This window comes from Virgibacillus sp. MG-45 (assembly GCF_036409425.1).
Taxonomy (GTDB): Bacteria; Bacillota; Bacilli; order Bacillales; family Amphibacillaceae; genus LDC-1.
The window spans coordinates 15,365-36,555 of record NZ_JAXOFU010000010.1 but is presented as its reverse complement, the minus strand read 5'-3'; the positions used below and the strand labels follow the sequence as shown (position 1 = coordinate 36,555).

Sequence of the window (21,191 nt, the reverse complement as noted above, 5' to 3'; positions counted from 1 at the left end):
AAAGCTCTTTCTTTTTTTACTAATTCGTTTTGACATTCCTATGTCGCTTGCTTCTGCTTGTTGAAAGCCTGCTCGATTTTCTCCCGACCTGCTTGGATGCTTGGATGAAATTGAATGGATGCTGCTTCACGAACTGCTTTAACCTCTGCAATGGCTTCATCTATCTTATACTTTATCTTGTCGACCTGAATGCTCGCATGTACGATAGAAAGCCCTGCTAGATGTCCTTGTGCTCTTGCAACCTTCGCACTTTCAATGCCAGTAATATTTCCAGCAACATAAAGTCCGCTAATGGCTGTTTCCATTTGTTCGTTATGGATAGGCACATGACCACCAAGCTCTTCTACATACTGGAATGGACAGTTAATCACCGCTGCAAGCTCTGTGAGCGGATATAAACCTCCCGCAATACATACGAAATCTACTTTAATTTCCTGCTCCGTTCCGCTAATCGGCTCTCCCTCAGCGGTGATATTACAAATTGTAACCGACTCTACCTTATCCGTACCATTAATCTGAAGCACTGCTTTTCTTATATGAATCGGCATACCCCACATTTTCACCCCGCTTTTAGGATAAAAAGCAACCGCAAGATTTCGTATCCAGCTCGATTTCGCAAACTTACTTCCAAAGCGAATAAAGAAGGAAGGAGCAAGATGAGCAACTCGAACAAGCCCTTCCATTACTTTTTTAGGGTGGCCATGTTCCGCGTTTATAGTGTTTTTAGCTGGTAAAGCCATGCTATGTAGTTCTATTCCCGCTAATTGCAGCTCTCGTGCAATTGCAGCAGATAACACATTCACACCAACGATAATGCCCTTCTTTCCAACACGTACACGATGCACGTTCGTCATTACTTGTGCTGCTCCAATCGACATAACACCTGGCAATGTCCAGCCAGGAATTGGTGCAGCGGTTTCTGCTGCTCCTGTTGCAATTAATAGCTTTCTTGCAGAAAAACTCCCTTCGTTCGTACGAATGGAAAACCCGTCCGCTAGCTTCTCGATATGATGAGCGGAAACTCCACATTGAATCACGGTGTTTAATTCTTTTGCTTTATGTAATAAAAGCTCTGTCTCGTGAATGCCATTCCACCATTCACCATTTGGCTCTTGATGAAGCTGTCCTAGCAATCTACCTCCAGGCTTCGGGAATTCATCGATGACAAGCACGTGTAAATCCCATTCGCGGCAGGCAATTGCAGCAGATAATCCAGCAGGACCTGCTCCAATAATGACGACATCATACATCCAAATCACCGTCTTTTCTTGTAGGGTGTTTTTCTGCGAAAGCTGCATAGGTCCGCGGTAAATGCGCTGAACCAGCTTCAGATTTTAAAGGAGCGGGCTGTAGCTTACCACTTTCAATTCGCATATGTTCTTTGATTTCTGTCATACAAGCGCGGGTGTTCGACTGGTTATTAACGGTAACCCGACATTCAAAACAATGTCCAATATTACAATAAATACCACGAGGGCTTCCACTCTCCTCGTGAACACGCAAAGTGCGTACACCATTGGCAAGTAATGCAGCAGCAATGGTTTCTCCTTGAAAGCCTTCATATTCTTTACCATCAAATGTAAAACGAATAATAGGACGGTCTTCGAAGCTCCCTAAAACTGGGTGATCGATAATGCGATTGCTATTCATTCGACTTCCCTCCTAGTACCGCCAAAGATACAGGTCTAATCGGAGGCGAGACTTTTAAGGGAATATCATGACCAGGAGTTTCACCTGTTATAGTAGCTAGTGCTGTATCAATAGCTGGTCTGCATGTGCGTCCTCCACAAAATCCCATTCCTGCTCTTGTACGCAATTTTACTTCACGAGCAGAGCACTTATATTTTGTTGCTGTCTCTGTTATATGCTGTAAGGTTACTTCCTCACATCTACAGATAATGATATCTTCCATTTTTTGATGTCCCCCTGTTCCCAATCATATTCATGTAAGCGATTTCAAAAATGCATTAAAAAAGATTGACATGTGATTCAAAGCTATTCTAACATATATGATAGAATTGAATAAATTTTTTAACAAGTGTTTTTAGAAAAATAAATGATCCGAATATGTTACGTAGTTGGTAGTGGATAAAATATACGAGGGGGATAATGATGGAAAAGGCGAACCAAGCAGAAGTAGCCATTATTGGTGGGGGAATTGTAGGCTGTGCAATTGCCTATTACGTGGCAAAGGCAGGAATAGATTGCATGCTTATTGAAAAGAATGATATCGCAAGTGGCACTTCCTCTAAATGTGATGGCAATATAACGATTGTAGATAAGGACCCTGGATTTGATAGTCAAATGTCCCTTGTAAGTCAGGAGCTCACCACGGAACTAGGAGACGATCTTGATCTTCCATTTGAATATCGAGCATTAGGAAGCATCCTTGTATGTGAAAATGATGCAGAGATGGAAGCAGCTGTGGAGTGGGTAAAGATTCAAAATGAAGCTGGTTTACGCTTTAAAGTACTTGATCAAGCAGATATCAAACAGGAATCGCCCTACTTTGCAGATGATTTACCTGGTGGGTTAGAGTGTGAGACGGATTCGTTAATAAATCCCTATTTATTTTGTTATTCACTCATTGATAAAGCAAAAGCATATGGGCTTAAATTACATACACATGCTGAAGTAAAAGGTATTACGAAGCAAGACGATTTTAAAATAGATACAGAGAAAGGGACTTTTCGAGCGAAAAAAGTTGTAAATGCGGCAGGAGTGTGGGCACCTTTTATCGGGGAAATGCTCGGTATCGATATTCCCATTAAGCCTCGAAAAGGACATATAATTGTCGGAGCAAGGCAAAAGCCGATTATGATGCGAAACGTCATGGAATTTGGCTATTTGATGAACAAGTTCGAGCGTGAGCGAGTTGCCGATGCACGTACAATGGAGCATGGTGTTGCATTAGTCCTTGAACCAACAGAAAGTCAAAACTTCTTACTTGGAAGCAGTCGTCAGTTTGTCGGCTATGATAGTAGTGTAGATATGCAGGTTGTCGAAACGATGGCAAGAAGGGCGATGCGTTTCTTTCCGAAAATGGAAGATTTTAATATGATCCGTACTTACACTGGTTTCCGACCATGGACAGCCGATCATTTGCCAATCGTATCCGCAGTGGAAGAGATGCCTGGGTTTTACATTGCTGCTGGGCATGAAGGAGACGGAATCAGTCTTGCAACAGTAACGGGTAAATTAATTGAAGCGTTGCTATGTGAAAAAGAAACGATTATCCCAGTAAATCCGCTGCGATTTGATCGATTCACAAAAACACCTGTTTCTTAGACTGCATTGCGGAGCTAGGACAAAACTCAAGTAAATGAAGAAAGTCAGATTGTTCATCTTTCGATGGACTGTCTGACTTTTTTTAATGAATAAGATAATCCTGATTTTTCCCATCCCTGCAGATGGCATCGACGTTTACCTTGCACTACAGGTGGTTGCTTTTATCACGGGCATAAGAGCAACATTACAACGAAAGAAAGTGACATCGCTTTGCTCTTTTGTGATGGTTATACGTATGCTTTATCAATTGCATGTCCGACTATATTTTTAAATGAAGCTTGCCAAAGATTTAAAGTAGGGAATTAACGAACTCTTTACGAAAGGTTAATACTACTAGAACAATCGCTCTCTATAATAATATGTGTAGGAAATAATTCGGCATGATTAGAAGTGTCGGAAACACGTCAAAGGGAGAGTGGAGACGATAGCAAAAAAATTCATCTGGTTTGATCTTGGTTATACTCTTGTTCATCTAAATCGTGAAGAAATTTATCACCAGCTCTTAAAGGAGGAAGGGATTGATAGATCAGTTGAAGATTTAGCAGTGGCATTTCATTTGACAGATAAGTATTTTATGCGAGAACACCCAGGTTTTCTTAGTAATAAAGGGACAGACTTTTATGATGTATATTATTCAAAGCTTCATAACTTTATCGGTATATCACTACCCCCATTTCCTCCCCATGAGGTAAACGAGAAAATGGAGTGGCAAATATATTCTGAGACAATTCCAGCATTACAGGCGTTAACAGCTTCCGGTTATCGCTTAGGATTGATTTCTAATTGGGATCAAACTGCGAGAACTATATTGCAGAAGACAGGCATTGAACCATTTATGGAACAAATCATCATATCCTCTGATCTTCAGATTGAAAAGCCTGATGAGAAAATTTTCACACATGCATTGCAGCAAGCACGTGTTTCCGCATCAGAGTGTTTATACGTAGGTGATAATTATTATGATGATGTTATTGGTAGTAATCGAGTTGGAATGGATTGTGTCTTAATAAATGCCCATGGAATTACAGGGATTGAAGAGTTGCTCCATACTGGCGTGAAAGTCATCCGAGGAGTTGGAAATCTTCAACAATTAATAGCTTCCGTTCCTGTAAGAGGGCTATAGATGAATTCTATTAATGAAATAATCAAGCAAAAGTATGAGTCATTAAGCAGAACCCAACAAAAAGCAGCACATTATATTTTAGAAAATATGGAAGAGATCACGGTTCTATCAGCACATAAAATTGGTGTTAATTCCAATGTTAGTGAAGCTACGGTACATCGTCTAGCACAAGCACTTGAATTTCGGAGCTTCTTGGAAATGAAGCAAGCTATACATCACTTTATGAAAAAAGATCAACGGGTTGTACACAAGCTAGCTTCAACAACAACGGTGAAACAGGAATCATGGCTAGAGCAGCATTTTATACAAGAAGCGGAGAATATCCTTCGTACAAATGAGCAGCTCGAAAAGAAAACAGTAACTATGATTGCGCATGCTTTTTTGGATGCAAACAAAATATGGATAGCTGGTTGGAGAATGGGACTATCTGTTACATCATATATGCGTTTTGCATTACAGTATATGCTAGGAAACACCATGCTTATTCCACAAGGAGAGATTGCTGAAAATACCGCTTATTTACGTCATGGAGAAGTACTTTTCATATGTGCTTTTCCTCGATACTGTAAAAAAACAATTCAAGTAGTGAAAGCTGCAAAGGAACAGGGAGTATGTGTCATTGCAATAACTGATTCTCCCTTATCTCCTGTATATACTCTAGCTGATTATTGTATTCTAGCGAAAAATAAGTCAAAAAGCTTTTTAGATTCCTATACTGCCGCGTTATCAGTATGCCATGCAATTTTAAAAGAAATTTCATATGTTGGTGGAGAACGTATTAAAAAAAATATTAAAAATATGGAAAATTACTTTGAACTCTTTGAAGAAAATAGCTTGGAATAAAAGTGAGGGGATTACGTGAAGCTCACTGTTATTGGTTATTGGGGAGCGTATCCAAAGGAAAATGAAGCAACTGCATGTTATTTGATTGAACAAGATGAGACAAAAATCTTATTTGATTGTGGGAGTGGTGCATTATCTCAATTAACAAATTACATCAGTATTAACGAAATAGATGCGGTTTTTATTAGTCATATACATGCAGATCACATAGCGGATCTTTATTGCTTAGAATATGCGATGCTTATACAACAACAGCTTGGAAATCGAAACTCCGCACTAGATGTTTATATTTACACGGAGGATTTAAATCATCTTCCCTTGGAATATCCAACAGCTATTCGAGCTCATTCAATTAACCTAACGAGTGTGATTAAAGTTGGAAAATTAGAAGTGACCTTTGCAGAAATGCTTCATGAAATTCCGACTTGTGCAATAAAGGCTACGAATGCTAAAGGAACATCGCTAGTGTATAGCGGTGATTCAGGGTATACACCAAATTTAATTAGATTTTCACAGGACGCGGATTTGTTGTTGATTGAGTGTAGCTTTTATCAAAGGCAGAAAGGGTATGTAAAAGGACATTTGTCTACTACTGAGGTTGGTGAAATAGCCTCAAAAGCGAATGTTGGAGAGCTCGTGTTAACACACTTGCCACACTTTGGCGATATTTCACAATTAATAAACGAGGTACGTCCTTATTTTCAAAAAAAGATTTCAAAAGCACATACTGGCTTGTCCATTCTATTATAATTGGAGGTTTTAAATATGAAAATGATCACGATAAAGCGCCTATTCATTATGTTGTTTGTATTATTGTTTATTGTAGGATGCTCTTCTCCAACAGCTTCTAAAGATACACAAGGAAAAACAAACCATTCTGAACAGAATCAAGAAAAGAGCAGTAATGAAGGTGGAGTTGTACGTATAGCAATGAGTACAGAAATTGATAATCTGGATCCATACTTATCTGCAGCTACAGATACAGGCTCTATGATGGATAACGTATTTGATGGGTTATTGGATACCGATGAGAATGGGAAATTAGTTCCGGCTATTGCAGAAAAGTATGCTATTTCGGATGATGGACGAACATATACATTTTATTTAAAAGAAGGTGTCATGTTTCATGATGGTTCTGAATTAACTGCTGACGATGTTGTTTATTCTTATGCAAAGCTTGGTGGCTTAAATGGAGGAGAACCACTTTCCTCAAGGTTCGAAATAGTAGAAAAAGTGGAAGCGAAGTCTCCGCTTGAGGTAGTTGTAACATTGAAGGAAGTAGACTCGGCTTTTCTTGCTCGTAATATTGTAGCAATTGTTCCGAAAGATTATGAAGAACAGAGCTCAAAGCCTATTGGCGCAGGACCATTTAAGTTTGAGGAATACAAGGTTGGGCAGGAGCTCCGTTTAAGTAAAAATGAAAACTACTATGATAAGGAAAACACTCCCAAAATAGATGAAGTCCAATTTGAAATTATGCCAGATCCAGAGTCTTCCATTTTAGCAATGCAGGCTGGTGAGATCGATATTCTACCAGGAATTAGTAAACAAGGGTTGGATCAATTAGGAGATACGGTGCACTCAATATCCGGTCCGCAAAACATGGTACAGCTTATGGCAATGAACAATAGTGTAAAGCCATTTGATGATGTTAGAGTACGTCAGGCTATAAATCTAGCAATTAATAAAGACGTAATTATTGATACGGTTGCAGATGGAATGGGTACAAAGTTAGGTACGAACATGAGTCCAGCAATGCAATTTTATTATGAACCAGGCTTAGAAGATCGATACGAGCAAAATATTGAAAAAGCAAAGGAATTATTAGATGAAGCGGGATTGGCATCTGGATTTACGATGGAGTTAACTGTTCCGTCTGATTATCAATTCCACGTTGATACAGCGCAAGTCATTGCGGATCAATTAAGTCAAATTAACATTCAAACAGAAATAAAGCAAATTGAATTCAGTTCCTGGTTGGAAAATGTATATAATAATGCGCAATACGAAACAACAATAATTGGATTTACAGGGAAATTGGATCCTTATGAAGTGCTCGTAAGATATGTTAGTGACTACGGAAAAAACTTTATGAAGTTTCAAGACGAGCGGTATGATGAACTGATTAAAGAAGCTGTTCGTGAAACCGATGAAACGAAAAAAGCGGCTCTTTATAAAAAAGCACAAACTATTCTAACGGATGAGGCAGCGGCATTATTTATTATGGATCCTGATCGTACTACTGCCATGCGCAATGGAGTAAATGGACTAAAGCTATTTCCGATTCAAAAGTTTAATTTAGAGGATGTAACAGTTACAAAATAGAAAAGTAAGGAGTTTTTAATATGAAATATGCGTTGTATAAACTATCTACTTTTCTGATGACTATCTTACTTGTTTCATTAATAATCTTCACTGTGTTTCAAGTGTTACCTGGTAATCCTGCCCAGATTATTCTGGGCATGGATGCCGATACACAACAAATTGCACAGCTGGAAAAAGAACTCGGTTTAGATAAATCTATTGGAGAAAGATATACGAGCTGGTTGTCCGGATTTTTAATGGGAGATCTAGGAGATTCTTTAAAATATCAGCAACCTGTTTTAGATGTGTTAAAGGACAGAATTCCTGTTACGTTTTCTATAGCGATATATTCAATTCTGTTAACAATATGTATTGGTATTCCTTTAGGGATTTATATTGCTCGCACAGATGGTAGATGGATATCAGTTTTTCTTTCTATGTTTACACAGTTAGGGATAGCTGTTCCTTCTTTTTGGTTTGCCTTTGTATTAATTTTAGTGTTCGGGGTTACATTTCAGCTATTTCCGACTTTTGGATATGTGCCTTGGTCTGAAAGCTTTATTGGAGCGCTACGTTCTTACTTCTTACCTTCCTTGGCTTTAGCTATTTCGAATATTGCTGTAGTTATCCGTTATTTGCGAAATACGATTTTGGATCAAGCAAAAATGGATTATGTCCGCACAGCACGTTGTAAAGGATTAAGAGAAAAAACAATTATGTATGGACATATATTACGCAATGCGCTTATGCCAGTCCTAACAATAATGGGATTAATTGTTGCCGATACGTTAGGTGGAAGCATCATTATTGAAAACGTATTTGCATTACCAGGATTAGGAAATCTATTAATTCAATCCATCACATCTCGCGATTTTCCGTTAGTTCAATCCATGGTTCTGTACATTGCGATTCTCGTAATTTTAGTCAATTTTATTGTTGATTTGCTCTATAAGCTAATTGACCCGCGAGTTAGATTAAAGGGGTGACGAAATATGAAAAAACATAATATCTTTAAAAGCATTCCGTTAATAATCGGGGTTAGTTTTGTAACTGTATTGACAATAATGATGCTCGTTAGCTTGTTTTATACACCATATAGTCCGAATGCAATGGATCCAAGTGATCGATTAGCACAACCTTCGTTCACACATTTATTCGGAACTGATAATTTTGGAAGAGATATCTTTAGTCGCGTGATGCAGGGATCACAAACCGCATTTTTAATTGGATTTTCGGCAGTTTCTATCGGTCTGTTTTTTGGATTTTTGATCGGTGCATGTGCAGGCTATTTCGGAGGATGGATTGATGAGCTTAGTATGCGGATAATTGATGCAATGATGGCATTGCCAGGTATCTTATTTGCGATTATGCTTATTTCTGTTTTTGAGACCGGAATACGAAATACAATTATTGCTCTTGGGATAATGAGCATCCCATCATTTGCAAGAATTGTGCGCAGTGGATTTATTCAAGTAAAACAATTTGATTTTGTAAAAGCGAGTATTGCAAAAGGAGCTGGTTCCTTTCGCATAATATTTCAACATATATTACCAAATGTCACATCGCCCATTTTAGTCGCAGTAACGTTAAGCTTTTCAGGTTCTGTTCTAGCAGAAGCAGGATTAAGCTATCTAGGCTTAGGGGTACAGCCTCCAGATCCTAGTTGGGGGCGGATGCTTAAAGAAGCACAGCCGTTTATGAGTACAGCACCTTGGTATGTAATTCTCACGGGACTGTTTATTACTTTCATGGTACTTGGGTTCAATCTACTTAGTGATGGAATCCGTGATTTGCAAGATAAAAAATCCTAGGAGGATAAGCAATGTCACAACCGCTTTTATCAGTACAAAATTTAGATGTATCGTTTACTTTCCAAGATGGAGATTATGCTGCTTTGAAGAATATTTCCTTTTCAGTCTATCCAAAGGAAATTGTCGGTATTGTAGGTGAATCAGGCTGCGGGAAAAGTTTAACCTCTCACGCTATTTTAGGTATGCTTCCAACAAATGCAATGATTAAAAAAGGTAGTATTCAATATCGAGGTACTGATCTTGTTTCACTTACTAATGAAGAGTGGCAGTCAATAAGAGGTAGCGCAATATCTATGATATTCCAAGAGCCAATGACGTCCCTGAATCCACTTTTAACAATAGGTAGGCAAATTTCTGAGGTGTTAAAAAAGCATACCGGCTTTTGCAATAAAGAAATAAAAGAAATGACCATTGCACTGATGAAAGAGGTCGGCTTGCCAAGAGCAGAGGAATTGTATCGTGCCTATCCTCATCAGCTTTCTGGAGGAATGAGGCAGCGTGTTGTTATAGCAATCGCATTGATTGGTGAAGCAGATTTGGTCATTGCTGATGAACCTACTACTGCACTTGACGTTACAATCCAATTACAAATTTTAGAGCTTTTTCGTAAGCTTAAGCAAACCCGAAATACATCATTAGTTTTTATATCACATGATTGGGGAGTCATTCGTAAAGTTTGTGACCGAGTCATTGTTATGTACGCTGGTCACATCGTGGAAGAAGGACCAATCGAGGAGATTTTGCAGCATCCTAAACACCCATATACACAGGGGCTAATACAATCTATCCCAGATTATAAAAAACGAGGAGAGCCATTGCATACAATTCCAGGTAGAGTTCCAGCTTTACGAGAACGAAGAGGAGGCTGTCCATTTGTTGACCGTTGCTCGTTACGCATGGATATATGTCAAACAACATATCCCGAAGGTAAGAAACATGGGAATCATCAAGTGAAATGTCATCTTTATGCTCAGGAGGCGATAAATATATGAGCACTCCGTTACTAGAACTGGATAAAGTGCAAAAACATTATAAATCGAATCGTTCCAGTTTTTTAGGGAAACCATCGTATGTAAAAGCTGTAAATAGTGTTTCTCTACGATTATTTGAAGGAGAAACCCTTGGATTGGTTGGAGAAAGTGGAAGTGGGAAATCAACAACAGGCCAAATTATTGCTCAGCTTATATCACAAACGTCTGGAACGGTTTTCTATAAAGGAAGTGATGTGACAACATTTACTAATAAACAAATGAAAGCATGGCGTAAGAAAGTGCAAATAGTTTTCCAAGATCCGTATGCTTCACTGAACCCTAAAAAGAAAATCGAATGGATTGTAAGTGAACCGCTAGTGATTCATCGTATAGGGACAAAGGTCGAGCGGCGGGAAAAAGTTGTAGAAGTGTTGGAAGACGTTGGTTTGGATGCATCGTATTTACATCGCTATCCGCATGAATTGAGCGGAGGGCAACGACAAAGGGTGGCCATTGCAACTGCAATCATATTAAATCCAGAATTTATCGTTATTGATGAAGGTGTTTCAGCTCTAGATGTTTCTGTCCAAGCTCAAATTTTAAATTTACTAAAACAGCTGCAAAATAAATATAAATTAACTTATTTATTTATTTCCCATGACTTGAATGTCATACAATATTTTTGTGATCGGATTGCGGTCATGTATTTAGGTGAAATTGTAGAGCAAGGTCGTACTGATCTAATTGGCTCTAACTTAAAGCATCCTTACGCACAAGCATTATTTTCTGCAAACCCAACAGTAGATGAAAATAAGACTCAAATTGTTTTAGGAGGAGAAGTTCCTAACTCAGGTACGCCGCCAGCTGGCTGTCCTTTCCATCCTCGTTGTGCAAAAGCAATGGAAACCTGTTCATCTTTTAAACCGTCCGACGTGCATTTGAATCAAACGCATGTTGTTCGTTGTCACCTATACAAGACAATTGAAGGGAATAGCAAAGATACAATAGAGGAGGCGATACGATGAAAATTGGCGTTATCTCTGATTTGCATATTGATAAAAATCGTGTACTTGAATCCTCAAGTGAAAATATACTTACTGTTTTAGTTGAGAAAATTAAGGAATCGAAAATAGATATATTGCTAATACCGGGAGATGTGTCAAACGATTATCGTTTAACACTTCACTTTCTAACATCATTAGAAGAAAGTACCGAGGTCAAAGTGTTGTTTGTTCCTGGTAACCATGACTATTGGTCAAAGGATAATCATGTTACAGACACTTGGAAGGTTTATGAATCATTGAAACAATGGGATGGTTGTATTGCTGAAAATCCATATGTGCTTAATGAGGAATGGGTTGTAGTAGGGAATTCTGGTTGGTATGACCACTCATTTGGTAGCAGAAAATTTAACAACGAACAATTTAATCAAATGAAATATAACGGTAGAACGTGGAAGGATTCTGTTTATACAAATTGGAACTTAGATAATAAAGCAGTACATGAATTCTTCTATGAAAAACTAAAACAGGATCTAGAAGCATATAAAAACAAGAACATAATTATGATGACACATATGGTTACACATCCAAATTTCATTGTCCCAAAGCCGCATGAAGTATGGGATTATTTTAATGCATTTTTAGGCAGTGATTCTTATCACAGACTTTTTGAAGACTATAATATACAGTATAGTATTATGGGACATGTTCATTTTAGAAAAACTGATACGAGTAACCACACGAAAATGATTTGTGCTTGTCTCGGAAATTATGCTGAATGGGAAAGTGTAAGTATCCGCAAAGAAATAAACGAAGCTTTTTATACATTTAATATTGAATAATTGGTGTTTGGATAAGGATAGGGAATTTCTTCCTTATCCTGCATTTCCCCTTTGTGCGCCTCTCAAAAAGATAGTTGGCTCCTTTAAACAAATCCAATATACTCTTTTTAAAATTTGAAATAGTTCCATTTCGCATAGTAATGATTGTCACAAAAAGCACAAACTTTATAGGCTTTTTTTATGATACGATTTTTGAGGATAGGAATAGTAAAGAGGTGTATGAGAATGATTGAAATAATTGCTACTGCGGAATCTGTAGAGCAAGGAGAAAAACTGCTCCAAGTTGGTGCAGATACGATTTATATTGGCGAAGACAAGTTCGGCTTAAGACTACCCGCATCTTTTACCGGGGATGAGATCAAAACCCTTACACAAATAGCACATCATGAAGGAAAACAAGTAGGTGTTGCGGTAAATGCATTGATGCATAATGAGCGTATAAAACAGGTGCTCCCTTATTTACGTACGTTAGAGGAGATAGGTGTTGATTGGATTTCGGTTGGAGATCCAGGTGTTATCCATCTTTTGCAAACAAATAAAATAGAGCTTCCATTCGTATATGATGCCCAAACAATGGTAACAAGTGCAAACCAGGTGAATTTTTGGGCAAAACGTGGTGCGGTAGGCGCAGTACTTGCAAGAGAACTTACGTATGAAGAGTTAAAGACGATAAGTGAGCAAGCAACGGTTCCTGTAGAAGTACAAGTATATGGTTCAACCTGTATCCATCAGTCGAAAAGGCCACTTGTATCGAATTACATGCATTTTGTAGAGCAAGCAAATGATACAGCAAAAGAGAAAGGGTTATTTATATCAGAAGCAAAGAATGAAGATACGCATTACTCTATTTATGAGGACATGAATGGAACGCATATTTTCGCCACGGATGATATTAATTTAATCCTGCATTTGCAAAAACTAAAGGATGTAGGCATTCGAAAATGGAAGCTGGATGGATTGTTTGTGCAAGGGGATACATTTGTAGATATCGTGCGGTTATTCGTCAACGAAAGAGACGCGATAATGAATAATACATGGTCTGTGGAAGCACTTGAGGAACGTGCAAAACAATTACATGCACTGCATCCGAAAGGAAGAGGGTTAGGGACCGGCTTCTTTTTAAAGGATCCTGCTGATATAAAATAAATAAATGATAAGAAACATACAGAAAGTGTATTTATTTTTAATGGGGAAATGATGTTGATGCTTTACTTGAGTTGGAGGGAATAAAAATGCAAACAAAGCTTAAAAAACCAGAGGTGCTAGCACCAGCTGGAACGTTAGAAAAATTGAAAACAGCGATACATTATGGTGCAGACGCAGTATATATTGGTGGAAATGCATATGGCCTTCGAAGTCGTGCAGGTAATTTCACCTATGATGAAATGAGAGAAGGGGTTGCCTTTGCCAATGCACATGGAGCAAAAGTATACGTAGCTGCAAATATGGTGACACATGAGGAAGATGCAAAAGGTGCGGGAGATTTCTTCCAGACACTTCGCGATATCGGCATTCATGCTGTTATAGTATCTGACCCTGCATTAATTGAGATATGTGCAACAGAAGCGCCAGGCTTGCCAATTCACTTATCAACACAGGCTTCTGCTACAAACTATGAAACATTAAATTTCTGGAAGCAGGAAGGATTAGAGCGTGTTGTGTTGGCTCGTGAGGTTGGAATGAATGAGATCAATGAAATTCGTCAAAATACAGATGTAGAAATAGAAGTGTTCATTCATGGTGCCATGTGTATTTCATATTCTGGACGTTGTGTGCTTTCGAATCATATGTCGATGCGAGATGCAAACCGAGGCGGCTGTTCACAATCCTGCCGTTGGAAATATGACTTATTTGAAATGGATGAGCCAATGGGAAAAACATCGTTGCTAGCTGGAGATCCAGAGGAAGCTTTTTCGATGAGTGCAGTAGATATGTCCATGATTCGTCATATTCCTGATCTTGTAGAAGCGGGAGTGGATAGTCTAAAAATCGAAGGACGAATGAAGTCCATTCACTATGTGTCAACCGTGTCTAATGTGTATCGCCAGGCGATTGATGCTTATTGTAATGATCCAGAAAACTATCAATTTAATCCAGAATGGGAAGATGAACTGTGGAAGGTTGCCCAGCGTGAATTAGCAACAGGATTTTATTATGGTACACCAGAAGAAGAGCAGCAATTGTTTGGGAAACGACGGAAAATACCAGTCTATACGTTTGCTGGACAAGTGTTAGCATATGATGCGGATACCCAAATTGCCACCATTCAACAGCGAAACTCTTTTGGAGTCGGAGATGAAATTGAATTTTATGGGCCACAATTCAAGCATGTGTATCAGCATGTAAAAGAAATGTGGGATGAGGCAGGAAATCCGATCAATGTTGCTCCACATCCAATGATGGTTCTTAAGGTTAAAGTAGATCATCCTGTAGCACCATTGGATATGATTCGAAAACGAAAGTGAAAAGAGGAAAACGAAGCGCGGCTCTAATAAGTGGATTGCTAGAATAATGTGGTGGTGATGTGCGGAATGGAAGCAAATCAGTTTTTTCAGCCAGCAAGTCTGCTTCGTTTTATCGAAGATTCGAAGCTTAGAGAATGGAGAGAACGAACAAAGCAACAATTTAAAAAAGGGGAGCAATTATGCTACCCAGGCAAGTTAGATGATGCAATCTATATGATATTAGCTGGAGATGTACGTATTTTTCACTTGCATGAAGATGGAAAGGAATGTGTATTAGGTATTCTATCAGCAGGAGACTTTATTGATTTACCAAGTGCATTTACCGAAAAAACGAGTGGTGCCTATTCGATTGCATTAACAGATGTTGAGGTCGTAAAAATAACGAAGCAGGAGATACGAGAGGTTGTTCAACAAACGCCAGAATTATCCTTTACATTACTTACCCATTTTGCGATTCAGATGCAGGACGTCATTTCGATATTAGAACAGGTTGCTTACGATAAAGTAGAAGAGCGCTTGATTAAAATGCTAATAAAGCTTGCAGATACATCAATGGAAACGGATGAATGGTATCCACTCCCTGCATATTTAACCCATCGCGATATTGCAGGAATGATTGCTTCTACTCGAGAAACAGTGACCTTCTTGCTTAATAAACTAACACAAAATGGAACGGTAAAAATTGAAAATAATCGGATATGGATTTCTAGTTCGATGTAAGCTTGCTTACATACGGAAACCTTCATCGTTGGTATGCTTACTATTGTAATGTTTATTAATGAATGGAGGATTTATAATGAATGGAATTAATTTCGAAGCAATGGAACAAACCGTAAAGGCGATCAAAGCAGATCCCTCACTAAAAATAAAAAGCTGGAAGGCACACGTGAAAAGAGAATCAGGCATCGTTAACAGCTTAAAGATTCGTGATTTTGATCCTATATTGATGGATGAACCTACTCCTTTAGGTGGTACTGATAAAGGGGCGAATCCGATTGAAATGCTTATCGGAACAGCAGGAAGCTGTTTTGCGATAACATTTGAAGTGCTTGCATCACAGGCAGGTATTGCACTTGAACATGTTTCTGTTGAAGTGGATGCAGACTTAAATGCTGCTGTATTTTTAGGCTTGGAGGAAGGCGATGGTGGTATTCTTAATCCAATGTTAACGTTAACGGTTGAGTCAGATGCATCTAAGCAGCAAATTACGGAGATTGCAAAGGTAGCACTTGAAAAATCGCCAGTTCTAGCGAGTCTAAAAGCTGAATTAAAACTAGTTATTGCATAGATTCACTTTAGTGTAACTAACAAACGTCTTTTCTTTTGAAAAGGCGTTTTCTCTTTTTGCATAATACTTCAAAACATAAAGAAGGTCGGAAGCATTCAATTTGTATCCGACCTTGTATATGAAACAAGTGAAACATCAATCTAGCTAATAAACAGTATGCCGATCAAACAAACCATTACTTTCATAAGAAATCGCATTCGGCACCTCCAAGGAGAGAGATTATCTTTGTTTATTTCTAGCATACTAAAACTTTATGAATGAACGATGACCCCAGTGTAAAGCTTCTGTAAAATTGGAATCTACTTAATGATAAGCACAGGACAGTGAACGTGTTTTGCGACCTTATGACTAACACTTCCGAGTACCATTTCCTGTAATGTATTTAAACCGCGACTTCCCACTACTACGAGATTAAAAACCTTCTCATTCGCATATTGGACAATTGTCGGCCCTGGTTCTCCATGCAGAAATACAATTTCATATTCAATGCGCGCATGTCTTGCTTTTTGTTCAATTAGCAACAGCTTTTCCTTGCGAATTTGCTTCATATCTTTTCCCCAGTTGTGAATGACATCTTCTTTTGCGCTTGCATCACTAATGACATAGATTATGGTTACTTTTGTGTTTGAATAAAGAGTAGCTAGATTAAAAGCATGTTCTGCGGCACGGATAGAATGCTCAGAGCCGTCCGTAGCTAGCAAAATGTTTTCATACATCGATAACTCCTCCTATATACCCAATTCTATTTTTTAGTATAGCATGAAGTATAATAAGAGCGAAAATAGAAGGATAAGAGAGAAAAAGAGCAATGACTACGTTTACATAGAAGTTTGCCAAACAAGTGATAAAGCCTTTATAATACAGTTTGTTGTCTTCGGACTTATCTTTCAGTAGTAATCGGCAAGTTAATCGTTTACTCCTAAAATAGGAATCTATTTTAGGTTTGGACTGTGAACTGTTCAAACGAGGAATATTTCCTTTTGCACTGCCGTTATGGACTACTATTCGTGCATAGGTAAGAAAAATTAAATAGAAAGAGGATGAAACGTGATTAATGAAACAATAAAACAAGCATGGTTCGGCAATATAAGGGGCGATATTCTAGCGGGAATTGTAGTAGCAATTGCATTAGTACCTGAGGCAATTGCCTTTTCTATTATCGCAGGAGTAGATCCAATGGTTGGATTATATGCTTCGGTTTGTATTGCAGTTGTTATTTCCTTTGTTGGTGGGCGCCCAGGGATGATATCTGCTGCAACTGGAGCGACTGCTTTAGTCATGGTTACCTTAGTTGCTGATTATGGACTACAATATTTGTTAGCAGCAACAATTTTAACTGGGATTATCCAAATTGGAATGGGAATAGTAAAGCTTGGTCGCTTAATGAAGTTTGTTCCTAAATCGGTGATGGTTGGTTTTGTGAATGCACTTGCCATTTTAATATTTACTTCGCAACTTCCGCATTTTGTTGGGGAAACTTGGGTAATGTATGTGATGGTTGTTTTTGCTTTAGCAATTATTTATCTTATACCGCGTGTCACAAAAGCAATACCATCTCCACTGATCGCAATTATTGTATTAACCATTATCGCGATAGTAAGCGATAGTAATGTTCGTACCGTAGGAGATATGGGACAGCTTTCACAAACGTTACCGATGTTCCTTATTCCGGATATTCCATTTAATTTAGAAACATTGAAAATTATTTTCCCTTACTCTTTATCAATTGCGATTGTTGGTCTTGTAGAGTCATTTTTAACTGCATCTATCGTGGACGATATGACAGATACGTCTAGTGATAAAAATAAAGAAGCAAGAGGACAAGGGATCGCGAATATCGTATCCGGTTTTTTTGGCGGGATGGCAGGCTGTGCGATGATTGGACAATCTGTTATCAATGTGAAGTCAGGTGGAAGAGGAAGACTCTCTGCTTTCGTAGCGGGTTCTTTTTTAATGATATTAATTTTACTGCTACATGACTTTTTAGTTCAAATTCCGATGGCTGCACTTGTAGGCGTTATGATTATGGTTTCGGTAGGTACCTTTGATTGGGGCTCATTAAAAACGCTCCATAAAACACCGATAACCGATACAGTCGTCATGGTTGCAACCGTTGGTACGGTTTTGATTACGCATGACCTGTCTAAGGGAGTATTCGTTGGAATTATCCTGAGCGCACTGTTTTTTGCTGCGAAAATATCAAAGGTAAAGGTAACTACGATTACATCCGCTGAAGCGTCGAAAGTAGTTTACCGTGTTACAGGGCAATTGTTTTTTGCCTCTGTTACAGATCTTATAGCGAGCTTTGATTATAAAGCAAATATCAAGGAAGTAAAGCTTGATTTAAGCCAAGCACATATTTGGGATGATTCAGCTGTTGATGCAATAGACAGAGTGCTTTATAAATTTTCCCAAAATGGAATTTCTGTGCAACTTATTGGATTAAATGAGGAAAGTAATCAGCTATTGGATAAACTGGCTATTTATCATAAGCCAGAAACCATTCAAAAGGCTGTGAATAACTAAAAAGAGCCAGGTAGTTCATCAAATTATTGATGAGCTGCCTGGCTTTATCGTTTGACTAATGAACGTTTCATTATATATGGATACAGATTCTACGATTAAGTAGCTTCCTCAAAATATCTTTTTTTGCTTGGTAAACTAACACTCCAGATAAGCACCATTGCTAAAATGAGCATACCAAAAGCGAGTAAAATAATCGTGATACGTAAAGGAATGACCTCTGCTGTTACACCTACCATTAAAACAAAGATTATTTGGAAACTGCTTTGTAATAGCTGTAAAATACTTGTTACTCTTCCCATTAATTCAGTAGGTACATTATTTTGATAAAACGTCATCATCCCTGCATTGAGAAAAGCATTGAAAAATCCGAGCACTGTAAAGCCAAATGCAATCGAGAAAAAAGACCAAGAGAAAGCATAAAATAAATAACCTACCGTTTGCATGAAAATACCAATTGCGATTAAAAGCTGTAGCGATAGTTTTTGTGTAAAGATTGCTAGTAAAAAAGCGCCGATAATAGATCCAATACCTGTAATGCTGATTAATAGACTGTAATCAAGCTGGGATAACCCAACGACTTGCTGGGTAAATACAACCTCTTGTGTATCCATTGCAAAAGAGAAAATAGTTGTCGTCAAATATGCACCATAAACAATCGCTACATATTTAAACGCTGTTAAAAATTGAACAGCAGTTGTCCAGTCTTGCTTTATTTGATGTAAAGAGATTGCAGGTGCTTTTGTAGTGAAGGCTTCTTTATCTGGAAGAAACAAAAGTAACAAAGCAGCAAGAATGAAAGCTCCTGCATTGATAAAGAGCGTATCTTTAATACTAGTCATAAGAATTAATGTCCCTGCAACCGCAGGTCCAATAATAAAGGCACCAGAAGATGTTAATGCGTGAATGGAATTATACCTTTTTCGAAGCTTCTTTGGTACAAGCTGTGTTGTATATGTCATGGATGAAGGAACAAAAAAAGCTTTTGCTATACTAATACAAATTAAAACGAAATAGACCATCATAATGTTTGAAGAGAATGGAATGCAAAAAATGAATACCCCTCTTGCGATATAAGTTATCATCATAATCTTCCGCTTGCTACGATAATCGATAAAGCTTCCGGTCCAAAATTTCGTAACGACGTTAACGAACGGACCAATTATCCATAAACCAGCTACTGCTGTAGCTGAGCCAGTCATGTCAAATACGAGTAGATTAATCGCTATTAAATAAATAAAGTCCCCGATTCCAGCGATACCAACTGAATTTAACAAAATAAATGGATGCTTCCAAACAGACCAATTCACCCTCATCCTTCACGCTCCTAATCATTATAAAAATATCACTCTAATTTTACCCTAATAAAAGTTGGAAGTCGCTTTCCTATTCTTGTTGCAGCAACTTTACACTACTTGGCTGAAAACAATCTATGTTTATTCCTTAATGAGGTGGGAATATACACACTAAGCAACTAACTAGGAGGTATATACATGAAACCATTTGTAAAAGAATATTTAAATGATGAACAATTAGCGAATGATGTGAACAAACTAAAAGAAAACGGCGTACGTAAAGAAGATATTTACATTTTAGCACATGATGATGATCGTACAGATCGTATTGCTTCGAATGCAGGAGCGAATACAATTGGAATGGAAGAAATGGATTTGAAGGATATGGTAGGAAATCTATTTCGCAAGCAGGGTGATGAATTACGCACGAAAATGAAAGAAATGGGATTCTCACAGGTTGAAGCGGAGAAATATGAAGAAGATATGGATGAGGGGAAAGTTTTATTAATGGTGGAAAATCATCCTGAATTACAAAGAATCTTACTGTAATGAAAAGGTTAAACAAGAGCTGCCTATTCACAGGCAGCTCTCCTATTATTAATATGCAGACCAGCCACCGTCGGCTGTCACAATAACACCGTTTACATAAGAAGATTCATTTGAACCTAAGAATAAAGCAATATTAGCAATTTCTTCTGTAGTACCTGGACGGTGCATCATTTTTACACCAGCAAGAGCTTGTTCCATGCCATATGGATCTGGCTGCTTTATTGAATTGGTTAAATTTGTCGGCACTTGGCTAGGTCCAATTGCGTTACAGCGAATATTTAAATGCTTATAATGTGCGGCAACGTTTCTTGTCATTCCGACAATGGCATGCTTTGTAGCAGTGTACGTAAGGCCACCACGGCCTCCAGCAACACCTGAAACAGAAGACATATTCACAATCGTTCCGGATTTTTTCTCCATAAAGAGAGGTAAGACTTTTCTCATCGTTCGCATTGTACCAGTTACGTTTATATTAAATACGCGTTCCCATACATCATCTGGTACATTTGCAGCTGCATACATATTATCAACAATCCCAGCATTGTTAACGAGAATGTCAATTGTTCCAAACGTGTCTACTGTTTTTGAAACCATTTGCTCAATATCATTTTCTTCTGTGACATTTGTTTTGATGGCTAGAGCTTGTCCGCCATTTTGCTTAATACCATTAACCGTATCCTCGGCTGCTTCTAAATTCATGTCTGCAATAACAACGTTTGCACCTTCGCTTGCATAAAGCTCTGCAATCGCTTTACCTAGACCTGATCCTCCGCCAGTGATGATTGCTACTTGATTGTCTAATCTACCCATGCTAATACCTCCTAATAATAATTCACTTACATTGTTATCATACACCTTTGCTCTACTTGATACATGTAATACACCTTA

General features: G+C 38.2%; 21 protein-coding genes and 1 pseudogene. 16 read left to right on the top strand and 6 right to left on the bottom strand.

What is annotated here, in order from left to right; all coding sequences use genetic code 11:
- Positions 1–38 precede the first annotated feature (38 nt).
- The 3 genes and pseudogenes from SPK86_RS11770 to SPK86_RS11760 form a co-directional block, all read right to left on the bottom strand.
- Complete coding sequence (locus tag SPK86_RS11770) at positions 39–1,250, bottom strand: NAD(P)/FAD-dependent oxidoreductase (RefSeq protein WP_330949480.1); 1,212 nt, start codon at positions 1,248–1,250, stop codon at positions 39–41.
- Positions 1,251–1,344: 94 nt separating this feature from the next.
- A pseudogene (locus SPK86_RS11765) lies at positions 1,345–1,650 on the bottom strand ((2Fe-2S)-binding protein); the annotation flags it as partial.
- A complete protein-coding gene (locus tag SPK86_RS11760; protein WP_284141184.1) occupies positions 1,643–1,912 on the bottom strand; it encodes a (2Fe-2S)-binding protein in 270 nt (89 codons plus the stop codon). The pseudogene SPK86_RS11765 and the gene SPK86_RS11760, both read right to left, overlap by 8 nt.
- 200 nt (positions 1,913–2,112) lie before the next feature.
- Between SPK86_RS11760 and SPK86_RS11755 the strand changes: the two genes are divergently transcribed.
- The 14 genes from SPK86_RS11755 (at position 2,113) to SPK86_RS11690 (ending at position 15,936) form a co-directional block, all read left to right on the top strand.
- Complete coding sequence (locus SPK86_RS11755; RefSeq protein WP_284141236.1) at positions 2,113–3,288, top strand: NAD(P)/FAD-dependent oxidoreductase; 1,176 nt, start codon at positions 2,113–2,115, stop codon at positions 3,286–3,288.
- A 415-nt stretch (positions 3,289–3,703) separates the two neighbouring features.
- A complete protein-coding gene (locus SPK86_RS11750; protein WP_284141185.1) occupies positions 3,704–4,411 on the top strand; it encodes an HAD family hydrolase in 708 nt (235 codons plus the stop codon).
- Positions 4,412–5,254, top strand: coding sequence for a MurR/RpiR family transcriptional regulator (locus SPK86_RS11745; protein ID WP_330949429.1), 843 nt, complete (start codon positions 4,412–4,414; stop codon positions 5,252–5,254). It abuts the gene before it with no gap.
- A 15-nt stretch (positions 5,255–5,269) separates the two neighbouring features.
- On the top strand, positions 5,270–6,004 hold the full coding sequence (locus SPK86_RS11740; protein ID WP_330949428.1) for an MBL fold metallo-hydrolase: 735 nt from the start codon (positions 5,270–5,272) through the stop codon (positions 6,002–6,004).
- A 15-nt stretch (positions 6,005–6,019) separates the two neighbouring features.
- Positions 6,020–7,579, top strand: a complete 1,560-nt coding sequence (locus SPK86_RS11735) for an ABC transporter substrate-binding protein (RefSeq protein WP_330949427.1) — start codon at positions 6,020–6,022, stop codon at positions 7,577–7,579.
- A 20-nt stretch (positions 7,580–7,599) separates the two neighbouring features.
- Positions 7,600–8,544: an ABC transporter permease gene (locus tag SPK86_RS11730; RefSeq protein ID WP_284141189.1), complete on the top strand. Its 945-nt coding sequence runs from the start codon at positions 7,600–7,602 to the stop codon at positions 8,542–8,544.
- 6 nt (positions 8,545–8,550) lie between these two features.
- A complete protein-coding gene (locus tag SPK86_RS11725; protein ID WP_284141190.1) occupies positions 8,551–9,369 on the top strand; it encodes an ABC transporter permease in 819 nt (272 codons plus the stop codon).
- A gap of 11 nt (positions 9,370–9,380) precedes the next feature.
- Positions 9,381–10,361, top strand: coding sequence for an ABC transporter ATP-binding protein (locus tag SPK86_RS11720; RefSeq protein ID WP_284141191.1), 981 nt, complete (start codon positions 9,381–9,383; stop codon positions 10,359–10,361).
- On the top strand, positions 10,358–11,365 hold the full coding sequence (locus SPK86_RS11715; RefSeq protein ID WP_330949426.1) for an ABC transporter ATP-binding protein: 1,008 nt from the start codon (positions 10,358–10,360) through the stop codon (positions 11,363–11,365). The genes SPK86_RS11720 and SPK86_RS11715 overlap by 4 nt, the downstream gene beginning before the upstream one ends.
- Positions 11,362–12,183, top strand: a complete 822-nt coding sequence (locus tag SPK86_RS11710) for a metallophosphoesterase (RefSeq protein ID WP_330949425.1) — start codon at positions 11,362–11,364, stop codon at positions 12,181–12,183. The genes SPK86_RS11715 and SPK86_RS11710 overlap by 4 nt, the downstream gene beginning before the upstream one ends.
- 228 nt (positions 12,184–12,411) lie before the next feature.
- Complete coding sequence (locus SPK86_RS11705; protein WP_443089781.1) at positions 12,412–13,329, top strand: peptidase U32 family protein; 918 nt, start codon at positions 12,412–12,414, stop codon at positions 13,327–13,329.
- A gap of 86 nt (positions 13,330–13,415) precedes the next feature.
- Positions 13,416–14,648 (top strand): peptidase U32 family protein, encoded by a 1,233-nt coding sequence (locus SPK86_RS11700; protein WP_284141195.1) that lies wholly within the window; start codon positions 13,416–13,418, stop codon positions 14,646–14,648.
- Positions 14,649–14,714: 66 nt separating this feature from the next.
- Positions 14,715–15,368, top strand: coding sequence for a Crp/Fnr family transcriptional regulator (locus SPK86_RS11695; RefSeq protein WP_330949423.1), 654 nt, complete (start codon positions 14,715–14,717; stop codon positions 15,366–15,368).
- A gap of 76 nt (positions 15,369–15,444) precedes the next feature.
- Positions 15,445–15,936, top strand: coding sequence for an OsmC family protein (locus SPK86_RS11690; RefSeq protein ID WP_284141197.1), 492 nt, complete (start codon positions 15,445–15,447; stop codon positions 15,934–15,936).
- 299 nt (positions 15,937–16,235) lie between these two features.
- Here SPK86_RS11690 and SPK86_RS11685 read toward each other — a convergent pair whose 3' ends face one another.
- The gene (locus tag SPK86_RS11685; RefSeq protein ID WP_330949422.1) at positions 16,236–16,652 is read right to left on the bottom strand and encodes a universal stress protein; all 417 of its coding nucleotides are present in this window, start codon (positions 16,650–16,652) and stop codon (positions 16,236–16,238) included.
- A gap of 331 nt (positions 16,653–16,983) precedes the next feature.
- On the opposite strand from SPK86_RS11685, the gene SPK86_RS11680 reads away from it, so the two are divergent.
- Positions 16,984–18,462, top strand: a complete 1,479-nt coding sequence (locus SPK86_RS11680) for a SulP family inorganic anion transporter (RefSeq protein ID WP_284141199.1) — start codon at positions 16,984–16,986, stop codon at positions 18,460–18,462.
- 95 nt (positions 18,463–18,557) lie between these two features.
- On the opposite strand, the gene SPK86_RS11675 is transcribed toward SPK86_RS11680, so the two are convergent.
- On the bottom strand, positions 18,558–19,775 hold the full coding sequence (locus SPK86_RS11675; protein WP_330949421.1) for an MFS transporter: 1,218 nt from the start codon (positions 19,773–19,775) through the stop codon (positions 18,558–18,560).
- Between the two features lie 177 nt (positions 19,776–19,952).
- Here SPK86_RS11675 and SPK86_RS11670 point away from each other — a divergent pair, with 177 nt between their 5' ends.
- Positions 19,953–20,303: a general stress protein gene (locus SPK86_RS11670; protein WP_330949420.1), complete on the top strand. Its 351-nt coding sequence runs from the start codon at positions 19,953–19,955 to the stop codon at positions 20,301–20,303.
- A 48-nt stretch (positions 20,304–20,351) separates the two neighbouring features.
- Here the strand turns inward: SPK86_RS11670 and SPK86_RS11665 are convergent, their stop codons facing one another.
- Positions 20,352–21,113, bottom strand: coding sequence for a glucose 1-dehydrogenase (locus SPK86_RS11665; RefSeq protein ID WP_284141202.1), 762 nt, complete (start codon positions 21,111–21,113; stop codon positions 20,352–20,354).
- Between the last annotated feature and the right edge of the window lie 78 nt (positions 21,114–21,191).

Bases quoted from the DNA above. Each gene is read 5' to 3' on its own strand.
- SPK86_RS11770 (WP_330949480.1), bottom strand. From the start codon at position 1,250: ATGTATGATGTCGTCATTATTGGAGCAGGTCCTGCTGGATTATCTGCT.
- SPK86_RS11760 (WP_284141184.1), bottom strand. From the start codon at position 1,912: ATGGAAGATATCATTATCTGTAGATGTGAGGAAGTAACCTTACAGCAT.
- SPK86_RS11755 (WP_284141236.1), top strand. From the start codon at position 2,113: ATGGAAAAGGCGAACCAAGCAGAAGTAGCCATTATTGGTGGGGGAATT.
- SPK86_RS11745 (WP_330949429.1), top strand. From the start codon at position 4,412: ATGAATTCTATTAATGAAATAATCAAGCAAAAGTATGAGTCATTAAGC.
- SPK86_RS11735 (WP_330949427.1), top strand. From the start codon at position 6,020: ATGAAAATGATCACGATAAAGCGCCTATTCATTATGTTGTTTGTATTA.
- SPK86_RS11730 (WP_284141189.1), top strand. From the start codon at position 7,600: ATGAAATATGCGTTGTATAAACTATCTACTTTTCTGATGACTATCTTA.
- SPK86_RS11725 (WP_284141190.1), top strand. From the start codon at position 8,551: ATGAAAAAACATAATATCTTTAAAAGCATTCCGTTAATAATCGGGGTT.
- SPK86_RS11720 (WP_284141191.1), top strand. From the start codon at position 9,381: ATGTCACAACCGCTTTTATCAGTACAAAATTTAGATGTATCGTTTACT.
- SPK86_RS11715 (WP_330949426.1), top strand. From the start codon at position 10,358: ATGAGCACTCCGTTACTAGAACTGGATAAAGTGCAAAAACATTATAAA.
- SPK86_RS11710 (WP_330949425.1), top strand. From the start codon at position 11,362: ATGAAAATTGGCGTTATCTCTGATTTGCATATTGATAAAAATCGTGTA.
- SPK86_RS11700 (WP_284141195.1), top strand. From the start codon at position 13,416: ATGCAAACAAAGCTTAAAAAACCAGAGGTGCTAGCACCAGCTGGAACG.
- SPK86_RS11695 (WP_330949423.1), top strand. From the start codon at position 14,715: ATGGAAGCAAATCAGTTTTTTCAGCCAGCAAGTCTGCTTCGTTTTATC.
- SPK86_RS11690 (WP_284141197.1), top strand. From the start codon at position 15,445: ATGAATGGAATTAATTTCGAAGCAATGGAACAAACCGTAAAGGCGATC.
- SPK86_RS11685 (WP_330949422.1), bottom strand. From the start codon at position 16,652: ATGTATGAAAACATTTTGCTAGCTACGGACGGCTCTGAGCATTCTATC.
- SPK86_RS11675 (WP_330949421.1), bottom strand. From the start codon at position 19,775: ATGAGGGTGAATTGGTCTGTTTGGAAGCATCCATTTATTTTGTTAAAT.
- SPK86_RS11670 (WP_330949420.1), top strand. From the start codon at position 19,953: ATGAAACCATTTGTAAAAGAATATTTAAATGATGAACAATTAGCGAAT.
- SPK86_RS11665 (WP_284141202.1), bottom strand. From the start codon at position 21,113: ATGGGTAGATTAGACAATCAAGTAGCAATCATCACTGGCGGAGGATCA.